15 protein-coding genes and 1 pseudogene are annotated in these 16,567 nt (G+C 69.7%); 4 read left to right on the top strand and 12 right to left on the bottom strand.

Annotated elements, in window-relative coordinates:
- Positions 1-840 (top strand): annotated as a pseudogene (locus PKH97_RS05455) (hypothetical protein); the annotation flags it as partial.
- A 16-nt stretch (positions 841-856) separates the two neighbouring features.
- Here PKH97_RS05455 and PKH97_RS05450 read toward each other — a convergent pair.
- Complete coding sequence (locus tag PKH97_RS05450) at positions 857-1,252, bottom strand: hypothetical protein (RefSeq protein WP_324386392.1); 396 nt, start codon at positions 1,250-1,252, stop codon at positions 857-859.
- Positions 1,253-1,419: 167 nt separating this feature from the next.
- Between PKH97_RS05450 and PKH97_RS05445 the strand changes: the two genes are divergently transcribed.
- The gene (locus PKH97_RS05445) at positions 1,420-1,668 is read left to right on the top strand and encodes a WhiB family transcriptional regulator (protein WP_324386391.1); all 249 of its coding nucleotides are present in this window, start codon (positions 1,420-1,422) and stop codon (positions 1,666-1,668) included.
- 3 nt (positions 1,669-1,671) lie between these two features.
- Here PKH97_RS05445 and PKH97_RS05440 read toward each other — a convergent pair whose 3' ends face one another.
- From PKH97_RS05440 to PKH97_RS05395, 10 genes are all read right to left on the bottom strand, one after another.
- Entirely contained in the window at positions 1,672-3,147 is a 1,476-nt protein-coding gene (locus PKH97_RS05440) for a histidine kinase N-terminal domain-containing protein (RefSeq protein WP_324386393.1), read from the bottom strand.
- Positions 3,148-3,191: 44 nt separating this feature from the next.
- Positions 3,192-8,060: an NAD-glutamate dehydrogenase domain-containing protein gene (locus tag PKH97_RS05435; protein WP_324386390.1), complete on the bottom strand. Its 4,869-nt coding sequence runs from the start codon at positions 8,058-8,060 to the stop codon at positions 3,192-3,194.
- 103 nt (positions 8,061-8,163) lie between these two features.
- Entirely contained in the window at positions 8,164-8,682 is a 519-nt protein-coding gene (locus PKH97_RS05430; RefSeq protein ID WP_324386389.1) for a hypothetical protein, read from the bottom strand.
- Entirely contained in the window at positions 8,679-8,972 is a 294-nt protein-coding gene (locus tag PKH97_RS05425; RefSeq protein ID WP_324386388.1) for a hypothetical protein, read from the bottom strand. The genes PKH97_RS05430 and PKH97_RS05425 overlap by 4 nt, the downstream gene beginning before the upstream one ends.
- Positions 8,973-9,051: 79 nt before the next feature.
- Positions 9,052-9,549: a DUF2505 domain-containing protein gene (locus tag PKH97_RS05420; protein WP_324386387.1), complete on the bottom strand. Its 498-nt coding sequence runs from the start codon at positions 9,547-9,549 to the stop codon at positions 9,052-9,054.
- Between the two features lie 68 nt (positions 9,550-9,617).
- Complete coding sequence (pruA, locus tag PKH97_RS05415) at positions 9,618-11,246, bottom strand: L-glutamate gamma-semialdehyde dehydrogenase (protein ID WP_324386386.1); 1,629 nt, start codon at positions 11,244-11,246, stop codon at positions 9,618-9,620.
- A 55-nt stretch (positions 11,247-11,301) separates the two neighbouring features.
- A complete protein-coding gene (locus PKH97_RS05410) occupies positions 11,302-11,712 on the bottom strand; it encodes a hypothetical protein (RefSeq protein ID WP_324386385.1) in 411 nt (136 codons plus the stop codon).
- Positions 11,705-13,108 carry a wax ester/triacylglycerol synthase family O-acyltransferase gene (locus tag PKH97_RS05405; protein ID WP_324386384.1) on the bottom strand — a complete coding sequence of 468 codons (1,404 nt, stop codon included), beginning with the start codon at positions 13,106-13,108 and terminating at the stop codon, positions 11,705-11,707. Before PKH97_RS05405 ends, PKH97_RS05410 begins: the two co-directional genes overlap by 8 nt.
- Positions 13,093-14,415 (bottom strand): hypothetical protein, encoded by a 1,323-nt coding sequence (locus tag PKH97_RS05400; protein WP_324386383.1) that lies wholly within the window; start codon positions 14,413-14,415, stop codon positions 13,093-13,095. Before PKH97_RS05400 ends, PKH97_RS05405 begins: the two co-directional genes overlap by 16 nt.
- The gene (locus PKH97_RS05395) at positions 14,412-15,077 is read right to left on the bottom strand and encodes a hypothetical protein (protein WP_324386382.1); all 666 of its coding nucleotides are present in this window, start codon (positions 15,075-15,077) and stop codon (positions 14,412-14,414) included. The genes PKH97_RS05400 and PKH97_RS05395 overlap by 4 nt, the downstream gene beginning before the upstream one ends.
- Positions 15,078-15,217: 140 nt before the next feature.
- Here PKH97_RS05395 and PKH97_RS05390 point away from each other — a divergent pair, with 140 nt between their 5' ends.
- Complete coding sequence (locus PKH97_RS05390) at positions 15,218-15,427, top strand: helix-turn-helix domain-containing protein (protein WP_324386381.1); 210 nt, start codon at positions 15,218-15,220, stop codon at positions 15,425-15,427.
- A 9-nt stretch (positions 15,428-15,436) separates the two neighbouring features.
- On the opposite strand, the gene PKH97_RS05385 is transcribed toward PKH97_RS05390, so the two are convergent.
- On the bottom strand, positions 15,437-15,988 hold the full coding sequence (locus tag PKH97_RS05385) for a hypothetical protein (protein WP_324386380.1): 552 nt from the start codon (positions 15,986-15,988) through the stop codon (positions 15,437-15,439).
- 141 nt (positions 15,989-16,129) lie between these two features.
- Here PKH97_RS05385 and PKH97_RS05380 point away from each other — a divergent pair, with 141 nt between their 5' ends.
- Entirely contained in the window at positions 16,130-16,468 is a 339-nt protein-coding gene (locus PKH97_RS05380; RefSeq protein ID WP_324386379.1) for a hypothetical protein, read from the top strand.
- The last annotated feature ends 99 nt before the right edge of the window (positions 16,469-16,567 follow it).

The following is a 16,567-nucleotide window of genomic DNA, read 5'->3' as shown; positions in this document are numbered from 1 at the left end:
CCGGACCGGGACTGGCGCCTGACCCGCCTGCTGCCCGCGCCCCCCGGTGCCCTGCTGCCCTTCGAGACGCTGCTGCTCGGACGGGTCTTCGCGCAGGGTCCCGAGACCACCATCGGCGAGCTGAAGAAGCGTGGCTTCGACCTGACCATGCGCGAGGCCCAGATCGGGCTCTATCGCGAGGTCGTCGACCGCCGCTGGTACACCAAGCATCCGCGGGACCGCAATCGGCGCATCGGCTGCCTGGCCCTGCCACTGCTGCTCGTGGCCATCGGCCTGCTGGGCTATGGCGGCGCGGCCCTGCTGACGACCGCGCGCGAGAATCACCTGCTCATCGCGCTCGGTGCCGGATTGGCGATCGCCTCGGGCATCCTCTTCATCGGCATGCGCGGACGCACGCCCCGCACTGCGGAGGGCAGCGCCGCGCGCATCCAGGCCCTCGGCTTCAAGGAATACCTGACCAAGGCCGAGGCCGGGCAGATCCGCTTCGAGGAGGCCGCCGATCTCTTCTCGCGCTATCTGCCCTATGCCATGGTCTTCGGCGTCGCGGACCGCTGGGCCAAGACCTTCGCCGACGTGGCCACCCGGGCGCACTTGGCCGGCCTCGGCGACGCGTACTTCGACTTCACCTGGATCGACGGCGCGGACCTCGTGTGGAATCTCGGCACGGGAATCGGCGACCTGGGTGATCTGATCGGCTCGATCGGGGACTTCGACGTCCTGACGGGCGTTGCCGACGCCGCCGGTGACTTCGCGTCGTCCGCGAGCGGACTGCTCGACTTCGGCGACGGGTGCGGCGGCTGCGACGGGTGCGATGTGCTCGACGGGTGCGACCTGTTCTGAGCTGAGCCGGACCAGGTCAGCGCGCGGGCGAGACCTCGTCCTCGCCGGACGCCGCGAGGGCGGCCACCACACCCGCGCCAGCCAGCAGGAGCGCAGGTCCGCCGATCCACATCCCCCAGCCCCTGGCCGCGCTGAAGCCGACGGGAATCATCAGCGCATTGAGCACGAGAGTGGCCATCCGCTGCCAGCCGTCCGAGCGCCGCCACGCCCGGATCATGGCCAGCAGGATCAGCAGGCCGACCACGAAAAGGGCGATCGAGGCCAAGGTACGTCCCGCAGACTCGGCCTTGGCGGCGCTCAACTCGATCACATAGAGCACGATCAGCCCCACCAGCCCCAGGGCCTCCAGGCCGAGCACGGCGAGGGCCACGGCGACCGGCCAGGTCCGGGTCGCGGCGGGGGGATGCGTCATACGGGCACCCTATGTCGAGGCGCCGGGAACAAAATGACTGCCCTAACCATTGGCAACCAGAGGGTTTGTCCCTGACAATGGGTCGTTGATCCTTCTTGGAAACCCCCGTGCCCCGGCCCTACCGTCCGTGGCACCCAATGTGTTGCTCGACAAAGGAGCTCTGCTTCATGGACTGGCGCGACCGCGCGGCGTGTCTCGACGAGGACCCGGAACTGTTCTTCCCGATCGGGAACACCGGTCCCGCGATCTTGCAGATCGAAGAGGCCAAGGCGGTCTGCCGTCGGTGTGAGGTGGTCGACACCTGTCTGAAGTGGGCGCTGGAGAACGGCCAGGATTCAGGCGTCTGGGGCGGTTTGTCCGAGGACGAGCGCCGCGCACTCAAGCGTCGTAACGCCCGCGCCCGCCGCGCCGGCTAAGTCCTAACTCTCCCGTTCGAGAGGGCGCAGACAGGCGAAGAAGCGCACCCGCGTGCCGTGGGGGTTGACATCCTCCCACCGGATGGCGCCGCGCAGATCCTGGACCAGTGAGTTGACGATCTGGGTGCCGAGGCCCGCCTTGCCGGGCCGGAAACCCGGCGGTATGCCCGTGCCGTTGTCGGCGATCGTCACCCGCAGCACCACTCCGTCCTCGCCCTCCTCCCTGTCGACGAGCACCTCGATCCGCCCGCCGCGGTCGGCCAGGCCATGCTCGACCGCGTTCTGCACGAGTTCGCTGATGACCATGGCCAGGGCCATGGCGTCCTCGGCGCGCATCCGCCCGAAGGTGCCCGCAACCCGCGACTCGATGTGCTGCTCCTGGGACGCCACCTCGATGACGGCCTGCAGGCCACGCACCGCGATGTCGTCGAAATCGACGGTCTCGTCGAACCCGTGGCTGAGCGTCTCGTGGACCATGGCGATCGTGCCGACCCGGCGCACCGCCTCATCGAGGGCATCCTTGCCCTGACCCGGCGGGAGCCGGCGGGCTTGCAACCGCAGGAGGGCCGCGACGGTCTGCAGATTGTTCTTGACGCGGTGGTGAATCTCGCGGATGGTCGCGTCCTTGGAGAGCAACTCGTGCTCGCGGCGGCGCAACTCGGTGACATCGCGCAGGAGGATCATCGCGCCGATGCGCTGATGGTCCTCGGTCAGCGGGATGGCGCGCAGGGCCACCGCCCCGGCCCTGGTCGCGACGTCGGCGCGCCAGTCCGCCCGGCCGGTAGTCACCACGGCGAGGGCCTCGTCCACTTGCCCCTCGTCGCGCAGCACATCGGTGAAGATCTGGGTCAGGTGCTCGCCGATGACCTCACCGTCGTGACCGAGCCGGTGGATCGCGCTGAGGGCGTTGGGGCTGGCATACCGCACCAGGCCGTCGACGCCGAGGTGGATGACGCCGTCGCTGACGCGCGGCGCGCCGCGGCGGTGACCGGTGGGAGCGGACGCCGTCGGCCACTCCCCCGCCGCGATCATCCGCACGAGAGTCGCCGCCAGCCCCTGATAGCTCAGCTCCAGCCGGCTCGGCGTGCGCAAAGCGGTCAGATTCGTGTGCCGGGTCAAGATCGCGATCGTGCCGCCCTGGTCGCGCAGCGGGACGGCTTCCTCACGGATCGCGTGATCGTGATCGAGAATCGGCCCGCCGCGGCGCAGAACGGCCCCTTCGTACTTCGCCTGTTCGAGCAGTCGCGCCCGGTCGCCCATGGCGACCTGGCCGACGATGTCATCGAAAAAGACCATTTGGCCGGTGTTCGGGCGCACGTGGGCGACCGCGTGCCAGCCGCCGTCGAGCATCTGGATCCATAGCACCAGATCGGCGAAGGACAAATCGGAGAGCAACTGCCACTCGCCGAGCAGGACGTGCACCCGCTCGATCGCGCGGTCGCCGAGTTGCGAATCCCGGTGAAGGCGTTCGGCGAGCATGCTGACCACGAGCGGGGAGCCTACCCGGTCAAGGTGTCCGGACCTCAGTGATCGGCCGACCCCGACTTTACGACGGTCCGGAGCACGCGCAGCGCTACGGACAAGGCAGAGATGCCCGGCCGGTCCATGCGGTCGATGCCGCGCAAGGAGCGGTGCGCGCGCTCGAGCGAGTCGCGGTTGGCGTCGAGCCAGTGCTCGATCAGGTCCTCCGGCCCGGCCGAGCCCGGCTCGGCGCCCGCCAGCACCGAGCGCGTGATGCCTTCGAGGATGCCGTACAGGTCGTCTCGAAGGGCGCCACGCGCCAGCGAATCCCAACGATCCTCCCGCGAGAGCAGGGTGATTTTGCCAAGGAGGTTATCCACGCCCAGGCGCTCGGAGATCTGGAAATAGAGCGGGATGATCACCGACGGGTCGTGCCCGGTCTCGGTGGCGATCTCGACGATGTCGAGCAGGGAGTAGCAGTCCAGCAGCGCCGACCGGCGCGCCGCGATGTCTTCCGGGACGCCTTGCTCGACGCGGGCGGCGGTATTGCGATCCAAACGTTCGCGCTCGCTGCCCACCAGGAAGTCGGGAATCTTCGGTGCCCACTCGGCGATGATCGGGCGGAAGCGCGCGATCTCGGTGGAGAGGTCGAGGCCAGCCGGGCGGCTGACCACGAGCCACCGCACCGCCCGGTCGAGCAGCCGGCGCAACTCCAGATAGAGATCCGTCTGGACGTCCGTGCTCACCTGGTTGTCGAGGGCTTCGACGGCCGACAGATAGTCCGCGGCACCGAAAATCTCGCGCGCGATCACGAAGGCCCGCGCGATCTGCTCGGTGGTCGCTCCCGTTTCCTCGGCCGCGCGGAAGGCGAAGGTGATCCCGCCGCGGTTGACCAGGGAGTTGGCGATCGCCGTCGTGATGATCTCGCGTTTGAGCGGATGGGCGTCGACCGCGCCGGGGAAGCGCTCGCCGACCAGCGGCGGGAAGTAGCCGCGCAGCGTTTGCTCCAGCCAGGGATCGTCGGGCAGCGTGGTCTGCAGCAGATCGTGCTTGAGCGCCAGCTTCGCGTAGGCGACCAGCACCGAGAACTCGGGCGAGGACAAGCCGGCCTGCTCCTCGGCCCGCTCCGCGAGCTCCACATCGGAGGGCAGGAACTCCAACTCCCGGTTGAGGTCGCCCCGGTCCTCGAGCTCGTGGATCAGCCGCTGGTGGACCGCCACCATCGCGAATTGCTGGGCCCGGGCATTCCCGAGCAGGACGTTTTGCTCGTAGTTGTCGCGCAGCACGGCATGCGCCACGTCATCGGTCATCGAGGCGAGGATCTCGTTGCGCTGTTTGAGAGTCAGATCGCCGTCGCGAACCACCTGGCTGAGCAGGATCTTGATGTTGACCTCATGGTCGGAGGTGTCCACGCCGGCCGAGTTGTCGATGGCATCGGTATTGATCCGGATGCCATGGCGGGCCGCCTCGATGCGTCCGTGCTGCGAGAAGCCGAGGTTGCCGCCCTCGCCGACGACCCGGACCCGCAGGTCTCGGCCGTCGACGCGGATGGCGTCATTGGCGCGGTCACCGATCTCGCCATTGCTCTCGGTGCTCGCCTTGACATAGGTGCCGATGCCGCCATTCCACAGCAGGTCGGCCGGCGCGAGCAAGATCGCGTGGATCAACTCGGCGGGCGTCATGGTGCGGACCCCGGAGTCGATCCCTAGTGCTTCGGCGACCGGCGCCGTGATGGGTACCGACTTGGCCGTCCGCGGATAGACACCGCCCCCCTCGGAGATCAAGGCAGTGTCGTAGTCGCCCCACGACGAGCGGGGCAGGTCGAACAGGCGCTGCCGCTCGGCGAACGACGTCGCGGCGACCGGGTTGGGGTCGAGGAAGACGTGCCGGTGATCGAAGGCGGCGATCAGGCGAATGTGGTGCGAGAGCAGCATCCCGTTGCCGAAGACGTCACCGCTCATGTCGCCGATGCCCACCGTGGTGAAGTCCTCGGTCTGGGTGTCATGGCCGAACTCGCGGAAGTGCCGCTTGACCGATTCCCACGCCCCGCGGGCGGTGATCCCCATGCCCTTGTGGTCGTAGCCGCTGGAGCCGCCGGAGGCGAAGGCGTCATCGAGCCAGAAGCCATAGTCCTGGCTGACGCTGTTGGCGATATCGGAGAAGCTGGCCGTGCCCTTGTCGGCGGCAACCACGAGATACGGGTCGTCGCCGTCGTGCCGCACGACATCGGCGGGCGGGACGACCTCGTCGCCGACCCGGTTGTCGGTCAGGTCGAGCAGGCCGCTGATGAAGATTCGGTAGGACGCGATGCCCTCGGCCAGCCACGCGTCGCGGTCACTGTTATCGGGCAGTTGCTTGGCAAAGAAGCCGCCCTTGGAGCCGGTCGGCACGATCACGGCGTTCTTGACCATCTGGGCCTTGACCAGGCCCAGCACTTCGGTGCGGAAGTCGTCGCGCCGGTCGCTCCAGCGCAGGCCGCCGCGAGCGACCGGGCCGAAGCGCAGGTGCACGCCCTCGACGCGCGGGCTGTAAACCCAGATCTCGTATGCCGGCCGCGGAGCCGGGAGTTCCGGCACCTTCTGTGGGTCCAACTTCAGCGAGACATAGGCCTTGGGCGCCCCGTGGGCGTCGCGCTGGTAGTAGTTCGTGCGCAAGGTTGCGCGGATGACCCCGAGGAAGGCCCGGATGATGCGGTCCTCGTCCAGCGAGGTGACCGAATCGAGGGCGTCGACGATGCGCTCGGCGATCGCCTCCTCGCGGGCCGGTCGGTCGTCCGCGGAGCCGGCCGGATCGAACCGCGCCTCGAAGAGCGCGACCAGGTCGGCAGCGATCCGCCAGTTGTGGATCAGGGCGTTCTGGAGATAGTTCTCGGAGAAGGCGGGCCGGGTCTGGCGCAGGTATTTCGCGATCGTGCGCAGGATGACCACCTGACGCCAAGTCAACTGCGAGCGCAGCACCAGCGTGTTGAAACCGTCGGACTCCGCGCGACCGGCCCACACGGCCGCGACGGCGTCCTCGAAGAGTTCGCGCAGGCGGGCGTGGGTCATCGAGCTCCACACGGCACCGTCACGCACCCGCAGGCCGAAGTCGTAGACGTGCAGCCGGGTGCCATCGGCGCGTGCCACCTCATACGGTCGCTCGTCGACGACCTCGACGCCCATATCGGTGAATAGCGGGAGCACCTGGGTCAAGGTCACCTGTTCGCGCCGGAAGATCTTGAAGCGACGCTCGGTGTCGGGCTTCCAGCGCGGCTTGTAGAGCACCATGCGGGTCGAATCCGGGTCGGGCAGGGCCTCGAGGTGGTGCAGGTCGGCGACGCCCTGGCGGACCTCGAAGTCCTCCTTGTATGCGGTGGGGAAGGCGCCGGCATACGCGCTGACCAGGCGCGCGGTCTCCTCCTCACCGAACTCGCGGACGGAGACGCCCGCGAAGTCCTCATCCCACGTCCGGGTGGCCGCGGCGATGCGGGCCTCGAGGGCATCGACGTCGACATCGGGGACGCGAGTGCCAGGCTCCAGGCGCAGAACGTAGTGCACTTGCGCGAGATGGGATTCCGAGACCCGGGTGGTGTATTCGACGCCGACCGCCCCCACGGCCTCCCTCAGGATCGACTCGACGCTGAGCCGGACGGCGGTGTTGTACCGATCCCGGGGAATGAAGACCAGCGCCGAGACGAACCGACCGTAGTCGTCGGGCCGCAGGAAGACGCGGGTGCGGTGCTTCTCCGCGAGATTGAGCACCGAGGTGGCGACCTCCAGCAGCTGATCGCCGTCCGCCTGGAAGAGCTCGTCGCGGGGGTACTCCTCGAAGATCCCGAGCAGGTCCTTTGCGGAGTGGGAGCCCTCGGAATAGCCGGCCGTGCGCAGAACGGAGGTCACCTTGTCGGCGAGGAAGGGCACGCGCAAGATGGATTCGGCATACGCGCTCGCGGTGAACAGGCCGAGGAACCGGCGCTCCCCCACGACCGTGCCGTGCTCGTCGAAGGTTTTGACCCCCACATAGTCCATATAGACCGGCCGGTGCACCGTGGCGCGCGAGTTGGCCTTGGTGACGAAGACCAGGCGCGGCTCGCGGGCCTTGCGCAGCACGGTCTCGTTCAGCGGCGGACGCGGCTGACCCATCGGCGGGTCGGAACGCAACAGTCCCAACCCGCTGCCCGGCACCGGGATCAGCCCGGTGCCACCCTCGACCAGCCCGAGCCGGTAGTCACGCGCGGCGAGGAAGGTGAAGTGGTTGTCGGCCAGCCAGGTCAGCAGCTCAACGGCCTCGTGGGCTTCACCGTCGTCGATCCCGGCGGGTGGGTCCGCGGTAATGTCGGCGGCGACCTGCCGGGCCCGGGCCTGCATCTTCGGCCAGTCCTCGACGGCTTCCCGGACATCGGAGAGCGCGGCGCGCAACCGGCCTTCGATCTCGTCGCGATCGGACGCGTGGGACTCCCGGTCGATCTCGACATGCATCCAGGACTCGGCCAGCACACCGACGGCGCGGCCGGCCTGGGCCTCGGCATCGCCGGCGATGATGCCGACCAGGTCTCCGGTGGCGTCGCGCTCGACCTGCAGGACGGGGTGAATGACCAGATGAACCGGGCGATTCATGGTGGCGAGCACGGCATTGACCGAGTCGACGAGAAAGGGCATGTCGTCGGTGACGATCTGGACGACGGTGTGCGAGCTGGTCCAGCCGTCGGCGTCGAGCGTCGGGTTGAAGCAGCGCACCGAGGCGGTGCCGGCGGGTCGGTGCCGGGCGAGTTCGCGCTGCCCCACGGCCAACGACAGCAGGTCTTCTGGCGTGCGTCGGCGCAGCTCGTCGACGGGCACGTGACGGTAGTAGTCCTGAAGGAAGCCCTGCATCGGCGGCGCACCGGCCGCGGCCGCGAGATTGGCCGCCTCGGTGATCAACTCGGCGCGGGTCTGGGAGTCGTGGGACGTCATTGTCGACACTGGAAAGACACCTTTTCATTTGTCCGGGGCGTCGCTGCCCTGCCCTGCCAGGGTAGCCGCCACCCCGTGCGCCAAGGAATCGGGCTGTCCGACATCAGCGCAAGGTCCGCGCGACTTCCTCCAGGGTGGCGGTCAACTCGCGTAGCCGGTCGCGGAGCGCCGCCTCACGGCAGCCGTGGCTCTCGGCGAGCGCGCGGCGGCGTTCGGTGAACTCGACGAGGACCCGGGCGCGAGCCGTTACCTGCTCGGCGTCGGCGATCCCAGCGATTCCCGGCGTCAGGGTCAGGCGCGGCGTGCTCTCGTGCGGGGCGTCCGCAACGGCGAGACCCGCGGCGCGGGCCCCGTCGGCGAGTGCCGAGCGGGCATGCGCGTGGTCGGCGAGGGCATACGCCGTCTTCTGCAGGGCGCTTCCCCCGCCACGAGCGCCGGCCGCCGTCGCTTCGCACACGGCCCGAAGCTGCGTCAAGCCGGCTCCGGGGACCCCGGCCGGACCGGCATTGACCGGGCCTCGCGCCGTCGAGCCAAGGGCCGCTGCGGACTCCTCGAGGTCGTCGGCGAGCCGGCGCAGAATGCGGGCGGCCTCGGCGAGCGAGGCGGGGTCGGATTGGCTCATCGCGACCGTCCCGGCGACCCTTGGCGCCCATTGAGCCGCACCGGCCCGGCGGGCCAAACGCTCTGATCAAGCGCAGTGGCGACGAGCCGCGCCCGGGTCTCGCGCCCGGTCGCGGCGAGCATGCGCAGCGTGTCCATCAGCTGATCCAGATAGCCCTCGAGCGCCAGTTGCGTCTCGCGGTCGCCGGCAACTGGGACAGTGAGCAGGAGCGACTCCACGGCGGCGTCGCAGCGATCGGCGAGGCGATCGAGCACCACGCCGAGGTCCGAGGGGCGCTGGGACTGCAGCATGGAACCAACCCTAGTGACGGGCACCGTCGGCACCACCTCGTTGTCCACAGCCAGCGAAGTTTGTCCACAGGGGCCGTGATCACCGGCCTCCGCGCAGGCTCTCCCCGACCAGCTGAGCCTCGATGTCGAAGCCACGGGTGATCGCCATCGCCGCATAGTGCTCGATCCGCCCGCCGACGATCGGTATGGCCGCTCGAAGGCTGCCGGCGAGCGCCTGATGTGAGCCGGCCGCGGTCGGCGACAAGGTCAGCGTGCCGGTGAGGGTGACGGGTAGTCCGCGCAGCCGGATCCAGACATCGGCGGACCTGCTGCCGTCCGCATCGGCCGGCCCCCAGTCCTGGGTCTCATCGACATGGAGTTCCGCGCCCGTGGCTCGCCGGGCAGCCTCCGGGAGGGCGTCGGTGGCCATCGCCCGGACGGTATGAATGATCGTGTGGTCGCCTTCACGGTGGATCACGACCGTATGCCGCAGGGGGCTCGACCGCGCGCACTTCTCGTCGTGGAAAGCCTCGGTCGTGCGCAGGGCGAAGACCTCTTCCACGGATGCGTCGAGATCGGCGGCCTCCGTGATCTTCATGAGCGGAAAACCTACTACGCCACTGCCGCAGCGGATCTCACCGCCGTCGACCCGAGCGCGCCGCGTGCTCAGCCCATGTGGGGATAGGCGTGCCCGGTGGCCGGCACAAAGGTCTCCTTGATCGCGCGCGGCGATGTCCAGCGCAGCAGATTCAGGATCGAACCGGCCTTGTCATTGGTCCCCGAGGCGCGCGCGCCGCCGAAGGGCTGCTGGCCCACGACCGCCCCGGTCGGCTTGTCGTTGACATAGAAGTTGCCGGCGGCGAAGCGCAGGGCCTCGGTCGCCTCGGCGATCACGGTCCGGTCCTGGGCGATGATCGACCCGGTCAGCGCATAGGGCGCGATCGACTCCATGGCGCCCATGACCGTGGCGAAACGGCGATCCGGATAGACGTGCACCGACAGGATCGGCCCGAAGTACTCGGTCGTGAACATCTCGTCGGACGGGTCCTCGCCCAGGAGGATCGTCGGTCGCACGAAGTAGCCGGCGGTGTCGTCATAGCGGCCACCGGCCAGCACGCTGACCCCAGCAGCACCCCGGGCACGTTCGATGGCGGCGACATTGCGGGCATACGAGCGCTCGTCGATGACGGCGCCCATGAAGTTGCTCAGGTCGGTGACATCGCCCTGGGTCAGGCCCTCGGTGAGATCGATCAGGTCGTCCTTGATCACGCGCCACAGCGAGCGCGGGATGTAGGCACGCGAGGCCGCCGAGCACTTCTGGCCCTGGAACTCGAAGGCACCGCGGATCAGGGCGGTGCGCAGCACATCCGGGTCGGCGCTGGGATGGGCGAGCACGAAGTCCTTGCCACCGGTCTCGCCGACGATCCGCGGATAACCGCGATAGGCCTCGAGGTTGGCGGCCACCGTGTGCCACAGGTGGCGGAAGGTCGCGGTCGAGCCGGTGAAGTGGATGCCGGCCAGATCGCGGTGCGCGAGAGCGACCTCCGAGACGGCGAGGCCGTCGCCGGTGACCATATTGATCACGCCCGGTGGCAGTCCGGCGGCCTCGAGCAACTCCATGGTGTAGCTCGCGGCCAGTTGCTGGGTCGGGCTGGGCTTCCAGATCACCGTGTTGCCCATCAGCGCCGGCGCGGTCGGCAGGTTGCCCGCGATGGCGCTGAAGTTGAACGGGGTGATCGCATAGACAAAACCTTCGAGCGGGCGGTGGTCGAGCCGGTTCCACACGCCCGGCGCATTGGCCATCGGCTGCTCGGACAAGATCTGCTCGCCGAAGGCGACATTGAAGCGCCAGAAGTCGATCAACTCGCAGGCCGAGTCGATCTCGGCCTGGTAGGCCGTCTTGCTCTGACCGAGCATCGTGGCGGCGTTGAGGGTCGCGCGCCAGGGCCCGGCGAGCAGGTCGGCGGCCTTGAGGAAGATCGCCGCGCGATCGGCATACGACAACGCCCGCCAACCGGGTGCGGCGACGGCGGCTGCGTCAATGGCGTCCGCGGCATCGGACGTGGTCGCCGTGCGCAGCCTGCCGACGACCTTGCCATGGGCATGCGGCTGGCGCACCGCGGTCGCGGGACCGCGCGACATCCGTTCCTGACCACCGATGACCTGTGGCAGGTCGCGGGTCTCGCCACCCATCCGGGCCAGCTCGCTCAGGAGCGCCTCGCGCTCGGGGGATCCCGGGGCGTAGTCCCGGACGGGTTCGTTCACGGGTCTGGGCACGGTCGTTCTGGCGTCCATATCTCGGCTCCTCCTCGAACTCTCGACCAGCCTACTTCGGGCGGACGGCGACCCCCTACCCGCGCAACAACTCCACCACAGCGGCGGCCTCGGTCGCGTCGTACCACAGCAGGTCGGCATCGGGACCAGGCTCTTCCCCGAGGTGGATGGCGACCAGGTCGCGCCGCGCGATGGTGCCGGACAGGGTGACGAAGTGCCCCTCCTGCGGCCAGCTGATCTCGGGCTCGGGCAGGTCGATCGAGAGCACCACCACGCGCCCGGCCCCGCCATCCGCAGCACCGGCGGCGTCGGCGGCCTCCAGGAACGCGGCATACTCGCGTTCCTCCTCATCGGCCCGCGGCGTCGCCGCGACCAACCCCGGGCTGACCCCGTATGCCGTTCGTCCCGCCACCTCGAGGCGCCCGTCACGCAGGAGGGCGTCCAGGTCGTCCGCGGTGCCGGGCAGGTAGAGGCGAATTTCAGTCATCCCTGAATCCTTTGGTGGTGGACGGGTCGCGGGCGATCCAGTCGCGCAGCTCCTCGAGGGCTTCGGTCAGGCCGGCGCTGATCTGGTCGATATCGGGAACGGCATCGCGGTCGGCGACGATACCGAAGTGCACGACTCCCAGATAGCTGGTCATCCCGATGGCCAGCGCATTGCCACGGGTGAGCGGAAGGACCGGATAGGTGGCGAGGAGTGGCACGCCATCGCCATACATCCGGCGCTGCGGACCCGGGACGTTGGTGATGACGAGGTCGAAAAGTCGTTGCGAGAGAGACGATCCCAGCCGGACGCCGAGGGCGTGCAGAGCGGGCGGGGCCGAGCCGCCCATGGCGGCCAGGTCGACGGCGCGCATCCCCTGCTCGGTGCGCACCTGGTGAGCGAGGCTGAACTCGATCTGGTGCAGGCGCACGAGGGGCGATGCCTCACCGATGGGCAGGTCGACGAAGACGGCGACCATCTCGCCGGCCGCCGTGGTGGCCGGGACCATGGCGCGCACCGACCGGTCGGCCCGGATGTGCTCGCCGCGACCCTGCAGCCAGACGCGCAAGGCGCCGGCGATGACGGTCAGGATGATCGCGTGGATGCTGGGCAACTCGCGACCGGCGGTCGCAAAAGCGGTGCGAACCTCGCGAAAATCGGCGAGGTCAGCCGTGTGCATCCGATAGCGGCGCGCCGACGCCGGCCTCACCTCGAACGCACCGCGGGACGTGGGGCGGGTCGCTGAGCGCGCCAGAACCGAGCCGACCCGGCCGACCCGGCCGGCCGTCGCGCGCAGTTCGCCGATGCCCGCGCGCAGGGTGTCGCGAACACCCGTGGGGCGGCTGACGAGTTGGCCGATGGCGTCGGTGAGCAGATCGCGGTTGCCCGGTTCAGGCCGGGGCGACCACGGCTTAGGGGCGCCGAAGCGCGCCCTTGGGTCGGGGCTGAGGCCGACGATGTCGCGGGTGGAAATGGAGTCGATCAGGGCCTGATGCACCTTGGTGACCAGGGCGAAACGGCCACCGGTGAGGCCCTCGACGACATAGCACTCCCACAGCGGCCGGTCCCGGTCCAGGGGCCGGGCGCTGACCCGCGCGACGAATTCCGCGAGTTGCTCCTCGGTGCCCGGACGCGGCAGCGCGGACCGGCGCACGTGATAGTCGATGTCGAAGTCGGGGTCGTCGCTCCATACCGGGCCGGCCAGGCGGCCGGGCACGGACCGGACCCGCTGCCGATAGCGGGGTAGGTCCGACAGGCGCGCGGCGATGGCGGTGACGGCCGACGCCCCGGTGAATCCCTCGGGTTGGTCGAAGATCAGCACCTGGCCGATATGCATCGGGGCGCTGACATCCTCCAGATAGAGGAAGCTGCTGTCGGCAGGGCTTAGGCGGTCGACCACCGGCCAATCGTGGCAGACCGCGGACGGATGCGACGGCGCGCACTCGGGGCGGGCTCGGCCATCGCAGGCAAGGTGGCGGCCAGCGCGCGCACGCGAGCCCGGGCCAGCGACTTCGGGGCCTCGTCGAGGAGCAGGCGAGCCGAGAGCAAGCAGCGATCGAAGGCCACGGGATCCTCGGGCACGAAGTGCTCGACGCTGACGCCGGCGAAGCGATCGAGGGCCTCGCCGATGCGGCGTTCCGGCGAGCCCCCTGCCACCGAGGCACGAACGCGGTTGACGACGACGGTCGGGTCGGCGCCGCTGTGCTCCCGCAGCTCCGGCAGCCCGCGCACGAGACGCTGCAGGCCGACCGGGTCACCGGCGCCTACGGCCAGGACCGTGTCGGCCGCAGCGATCGCGGCGAGGGTGGCGCCATTGCGGCGCGGGGCCCGGGTGTCGTAACTGAGCGTCTCGTCGTCCTCGAGGCAGAAGGCACAGTCGACGATGACGACGTCGACCAGGCCGCGCGCCAAGTCCAGCAGGTGGGTCATCGACTCCGCGCGCAGCTCGGGCCAGCGATCGGCGCTGGGCAGGCCGGTGAGCACCCGGAATCCGGGATCGACGCGCGGCGCGAGCCGGGCGAGCGTGGCCAGATCGAGGGTGCCGACCTCGGCGGCGCGCGCGGCCGCGGCCATACCGGCGGCTTCGTCGAGCAGGCCGAGGACTTGAGCCACGCACGCGCCGTAGGTGTCCGCGTCGATCAGCAGGACGGAGACGCCGGTGGCGGCGAGTTCGCCGGCGAGATTGACCGACAGGGTCGTGCGACCGGGTGAGCCCACCGGGCCCCAGACGGCGACGACTCGGCCCTTGGCCGCATCGTGGGGGGCCTCGCTGTCGTCCTCGGCCGGCCGGCCGGCGGGGTCGAGGCCCGACTCCAGAGCGGCCCACTCCGCGTCCCCGATCTCCGTATGCGGTGTGCTCGCCGCGAGCCGCTCGATCGCCTCGCGCAACTCCTCGGGACCGCTGTCCGCGGGGACGATGGTGGCGACGCCGAGTTGGCGCAGGCGACGCTCCTCGGCTTCGTCGTCGCCGATCAGTCCGATGACGTGCACGTCCGCCTCGCGCAGTTGGGCGAGACTGTCGCGGTCCAGGCCGCGCAGGCCGGCCGAGACGACGGCCACGTCGGCCAGACCGGCCGCGCCCGCGGCGAGCAGGTCGGGCAGATCCGGGCAGCGGCGCACCACGTCGATGGTGGCGATCGCGCCGAGCCGGATCATCACCGCGGCTTCGTGCCGGGGCTCGATCGCGGTCAGGACCCGGAGGGTCACGACGCTTCTCGCAGTGGCGAGCCGGGCACCGGGACGAGGGTGAACTTCGCGCCGTCGTCGACCAAGGCGATGACGCGCGCGACCTCGGCGGCCGGCACGAGAAGTTGGACGGCGCTGCGGCCGGAGGTGGCCCCGAATCCGGAGGCGGTGGTGACCCGCGCGACGTGGACGGCGCTCAGGACGCGTTCGGGGCCGGCATACGCCTTGGTGGTGCCCACCGCATCGACACTCTTGTTGGCGTAGACGTCGACGGTGGAGCCGCTGACGAGGGCCCCGCTGGAGGCGAGGTCGACGCTGACCGACAGCGGGGCCACGCCGATCTCGGCGCCCCGGCCGACCGCCGACTTGGGCAGGAGTTCGCCGGCGCGCACCTCCCGCAGCACGTAGCCGTCGCTGGGCAATCCGTCACCGGCCGCGAAATAGCTGGTGCGGGCTCCGGAGAGTTGCACATCGACGCGGACGAGTTTGTCGAGGCTGAGCCGTTCGCCGGGCAACAGAACAGCGCGGGCGGCATAGACGGGCACCCGGGAATCGGCGGCGCGCAGGCCCATCGCTCCCAGGGCCGTGGCGAGCAACACCATCGCCACGCCGATAAGCAGGCGCGGATCGCGCCAGGACGGGCGGCGCAGGCGGCGCGCGGTCGGTTCGGCTAGAGCGGTCATCGTTTTGTCTCCCCTGACGGACAACGGACTGCTTGACAGCATGAGGCACGACGCCGTGGTCGGCATCCGGAACGGTGAAGTTGTCCACAGGCAGGACGGCGATGACGGCGACCGATCAGGCCGTGGGGCACACTGCAGCTATGCCAAAGCGCTTCATCTCGTTGACCGAGTTGGCCGAAATCCTCGACATCTCCGCTGCTCAGGCCTACGCCCTCGTGCGCTCCGGCGACCTCCCGGCGATCAAGGTCGGCGGACGCGGTCAGTGGCGGGTGGAGACGAGCGTGCTGGAGGACTACATCCAGCGGATGTATGCCCAGACGCGCAGCCAGGTGGCGGCCGACCGCGGCTGAGCCGCTCCCTCAGGAGGTCACGCAGGCGATGGCGGCGAAGGGCAGCGTGCGGATGGACCGGACGTTGGGCGCCCGCCGGGCCTCGTCGACGGGATGTTCGGCGAGATCGAGGAAGTCGGCACCGACGATGTCGATGGTGCCCTCGAAGGCGTTCCCGACGACGTCGATGACCTGGGCACGCCGCCGGTCACGGCTGACTTCCCGAAGCGCATAGCCGAGACCGAAGCGGCGGGCGGTTGTCGCCGCCTCGCTGCGCGGGCCAAGTCCGGCGATCGAGGTGATCGCCGCCAGCGGAATGATGCTCCCGCGTTGCTCCGTCGGCGCGACCGCGAGCCAGTCGGCTCCGACGTCGACGAGGCGACCATGGGCGCGGGCACCGCCGACCAGCCGCAGGTCGATGGTTAGCCCCCGGTGCGCACACAGGCGGCCGGCCAATTCGATCCGGGCGCGCTCGCGCCTGGTGCGGTCGGCCACCTCGGCATCACGAACGGCGCGTTCCTGCGCGTCGAGGGTGACCTCCAGGTCGGCGAAGAGGCGCTCGAATCGATCACCCCAGTCCACGCTCCACATCGTAGGGAGGCGCCCGTGGCCGCGCGCGACGTCATCCACAGGGCACGAGGCCACCGGTTGCGCACATCGGCAAAGCGCGCCAAACTGCTGCAAACGATATCTTTCGCCACCAAATCACGCAGAGGGGGAGCCATGGTGGGCCTGATCTATCGGGCGATTCGGCCGGGACTGGCGCTCGGCGCCCTGCTCTTCGCTTGGGCGGCGCTCGGCTGCGGCTCGCTCGTGGCCGGGTCGGTGCTGTGGGACGCCAAGGACGACATGCAGGTCGATCCCACTGTGATGGTGGCCGGGGGCCTGGGCACTGCCGGCCTGATCCTCGCCTGGGCCGTCTGCAGTGATGTCACCCTGGCCGCGGCGCGCCTGCTACGCGCCCCACGACGGCCGCATCCCGCGGATGCGGCCACCCAGGCCCGGTGGGCGGCGCGGGTGAATCGGGATGGATGGGCTATCGCAACGGCCAGAACGTCGTGACGAAGACGTCCAACTCGACCTCGCTGCCCTACGACTACATGAGCGAGTTCCTGCTCGGCGACCGCAACATCCGCGTCCACAGCGCCACCGCGTTGCCGA

Source organism: Nostocoides sp. (assembly GCF_035343835.1).
Classification (GTDB): domain Bacteria; phylum Actinomycetota; class Actinomycetes; order Actinomycetales; family Dermatophilaceae; genus Nostocoides_A; species Nostocoides_A vanveenii.
The sequence above is the reverse complement of the archived record's forward strand: the minus strand, read 5'-3'. Positions and strand labels throughout refer to the sequence as shown.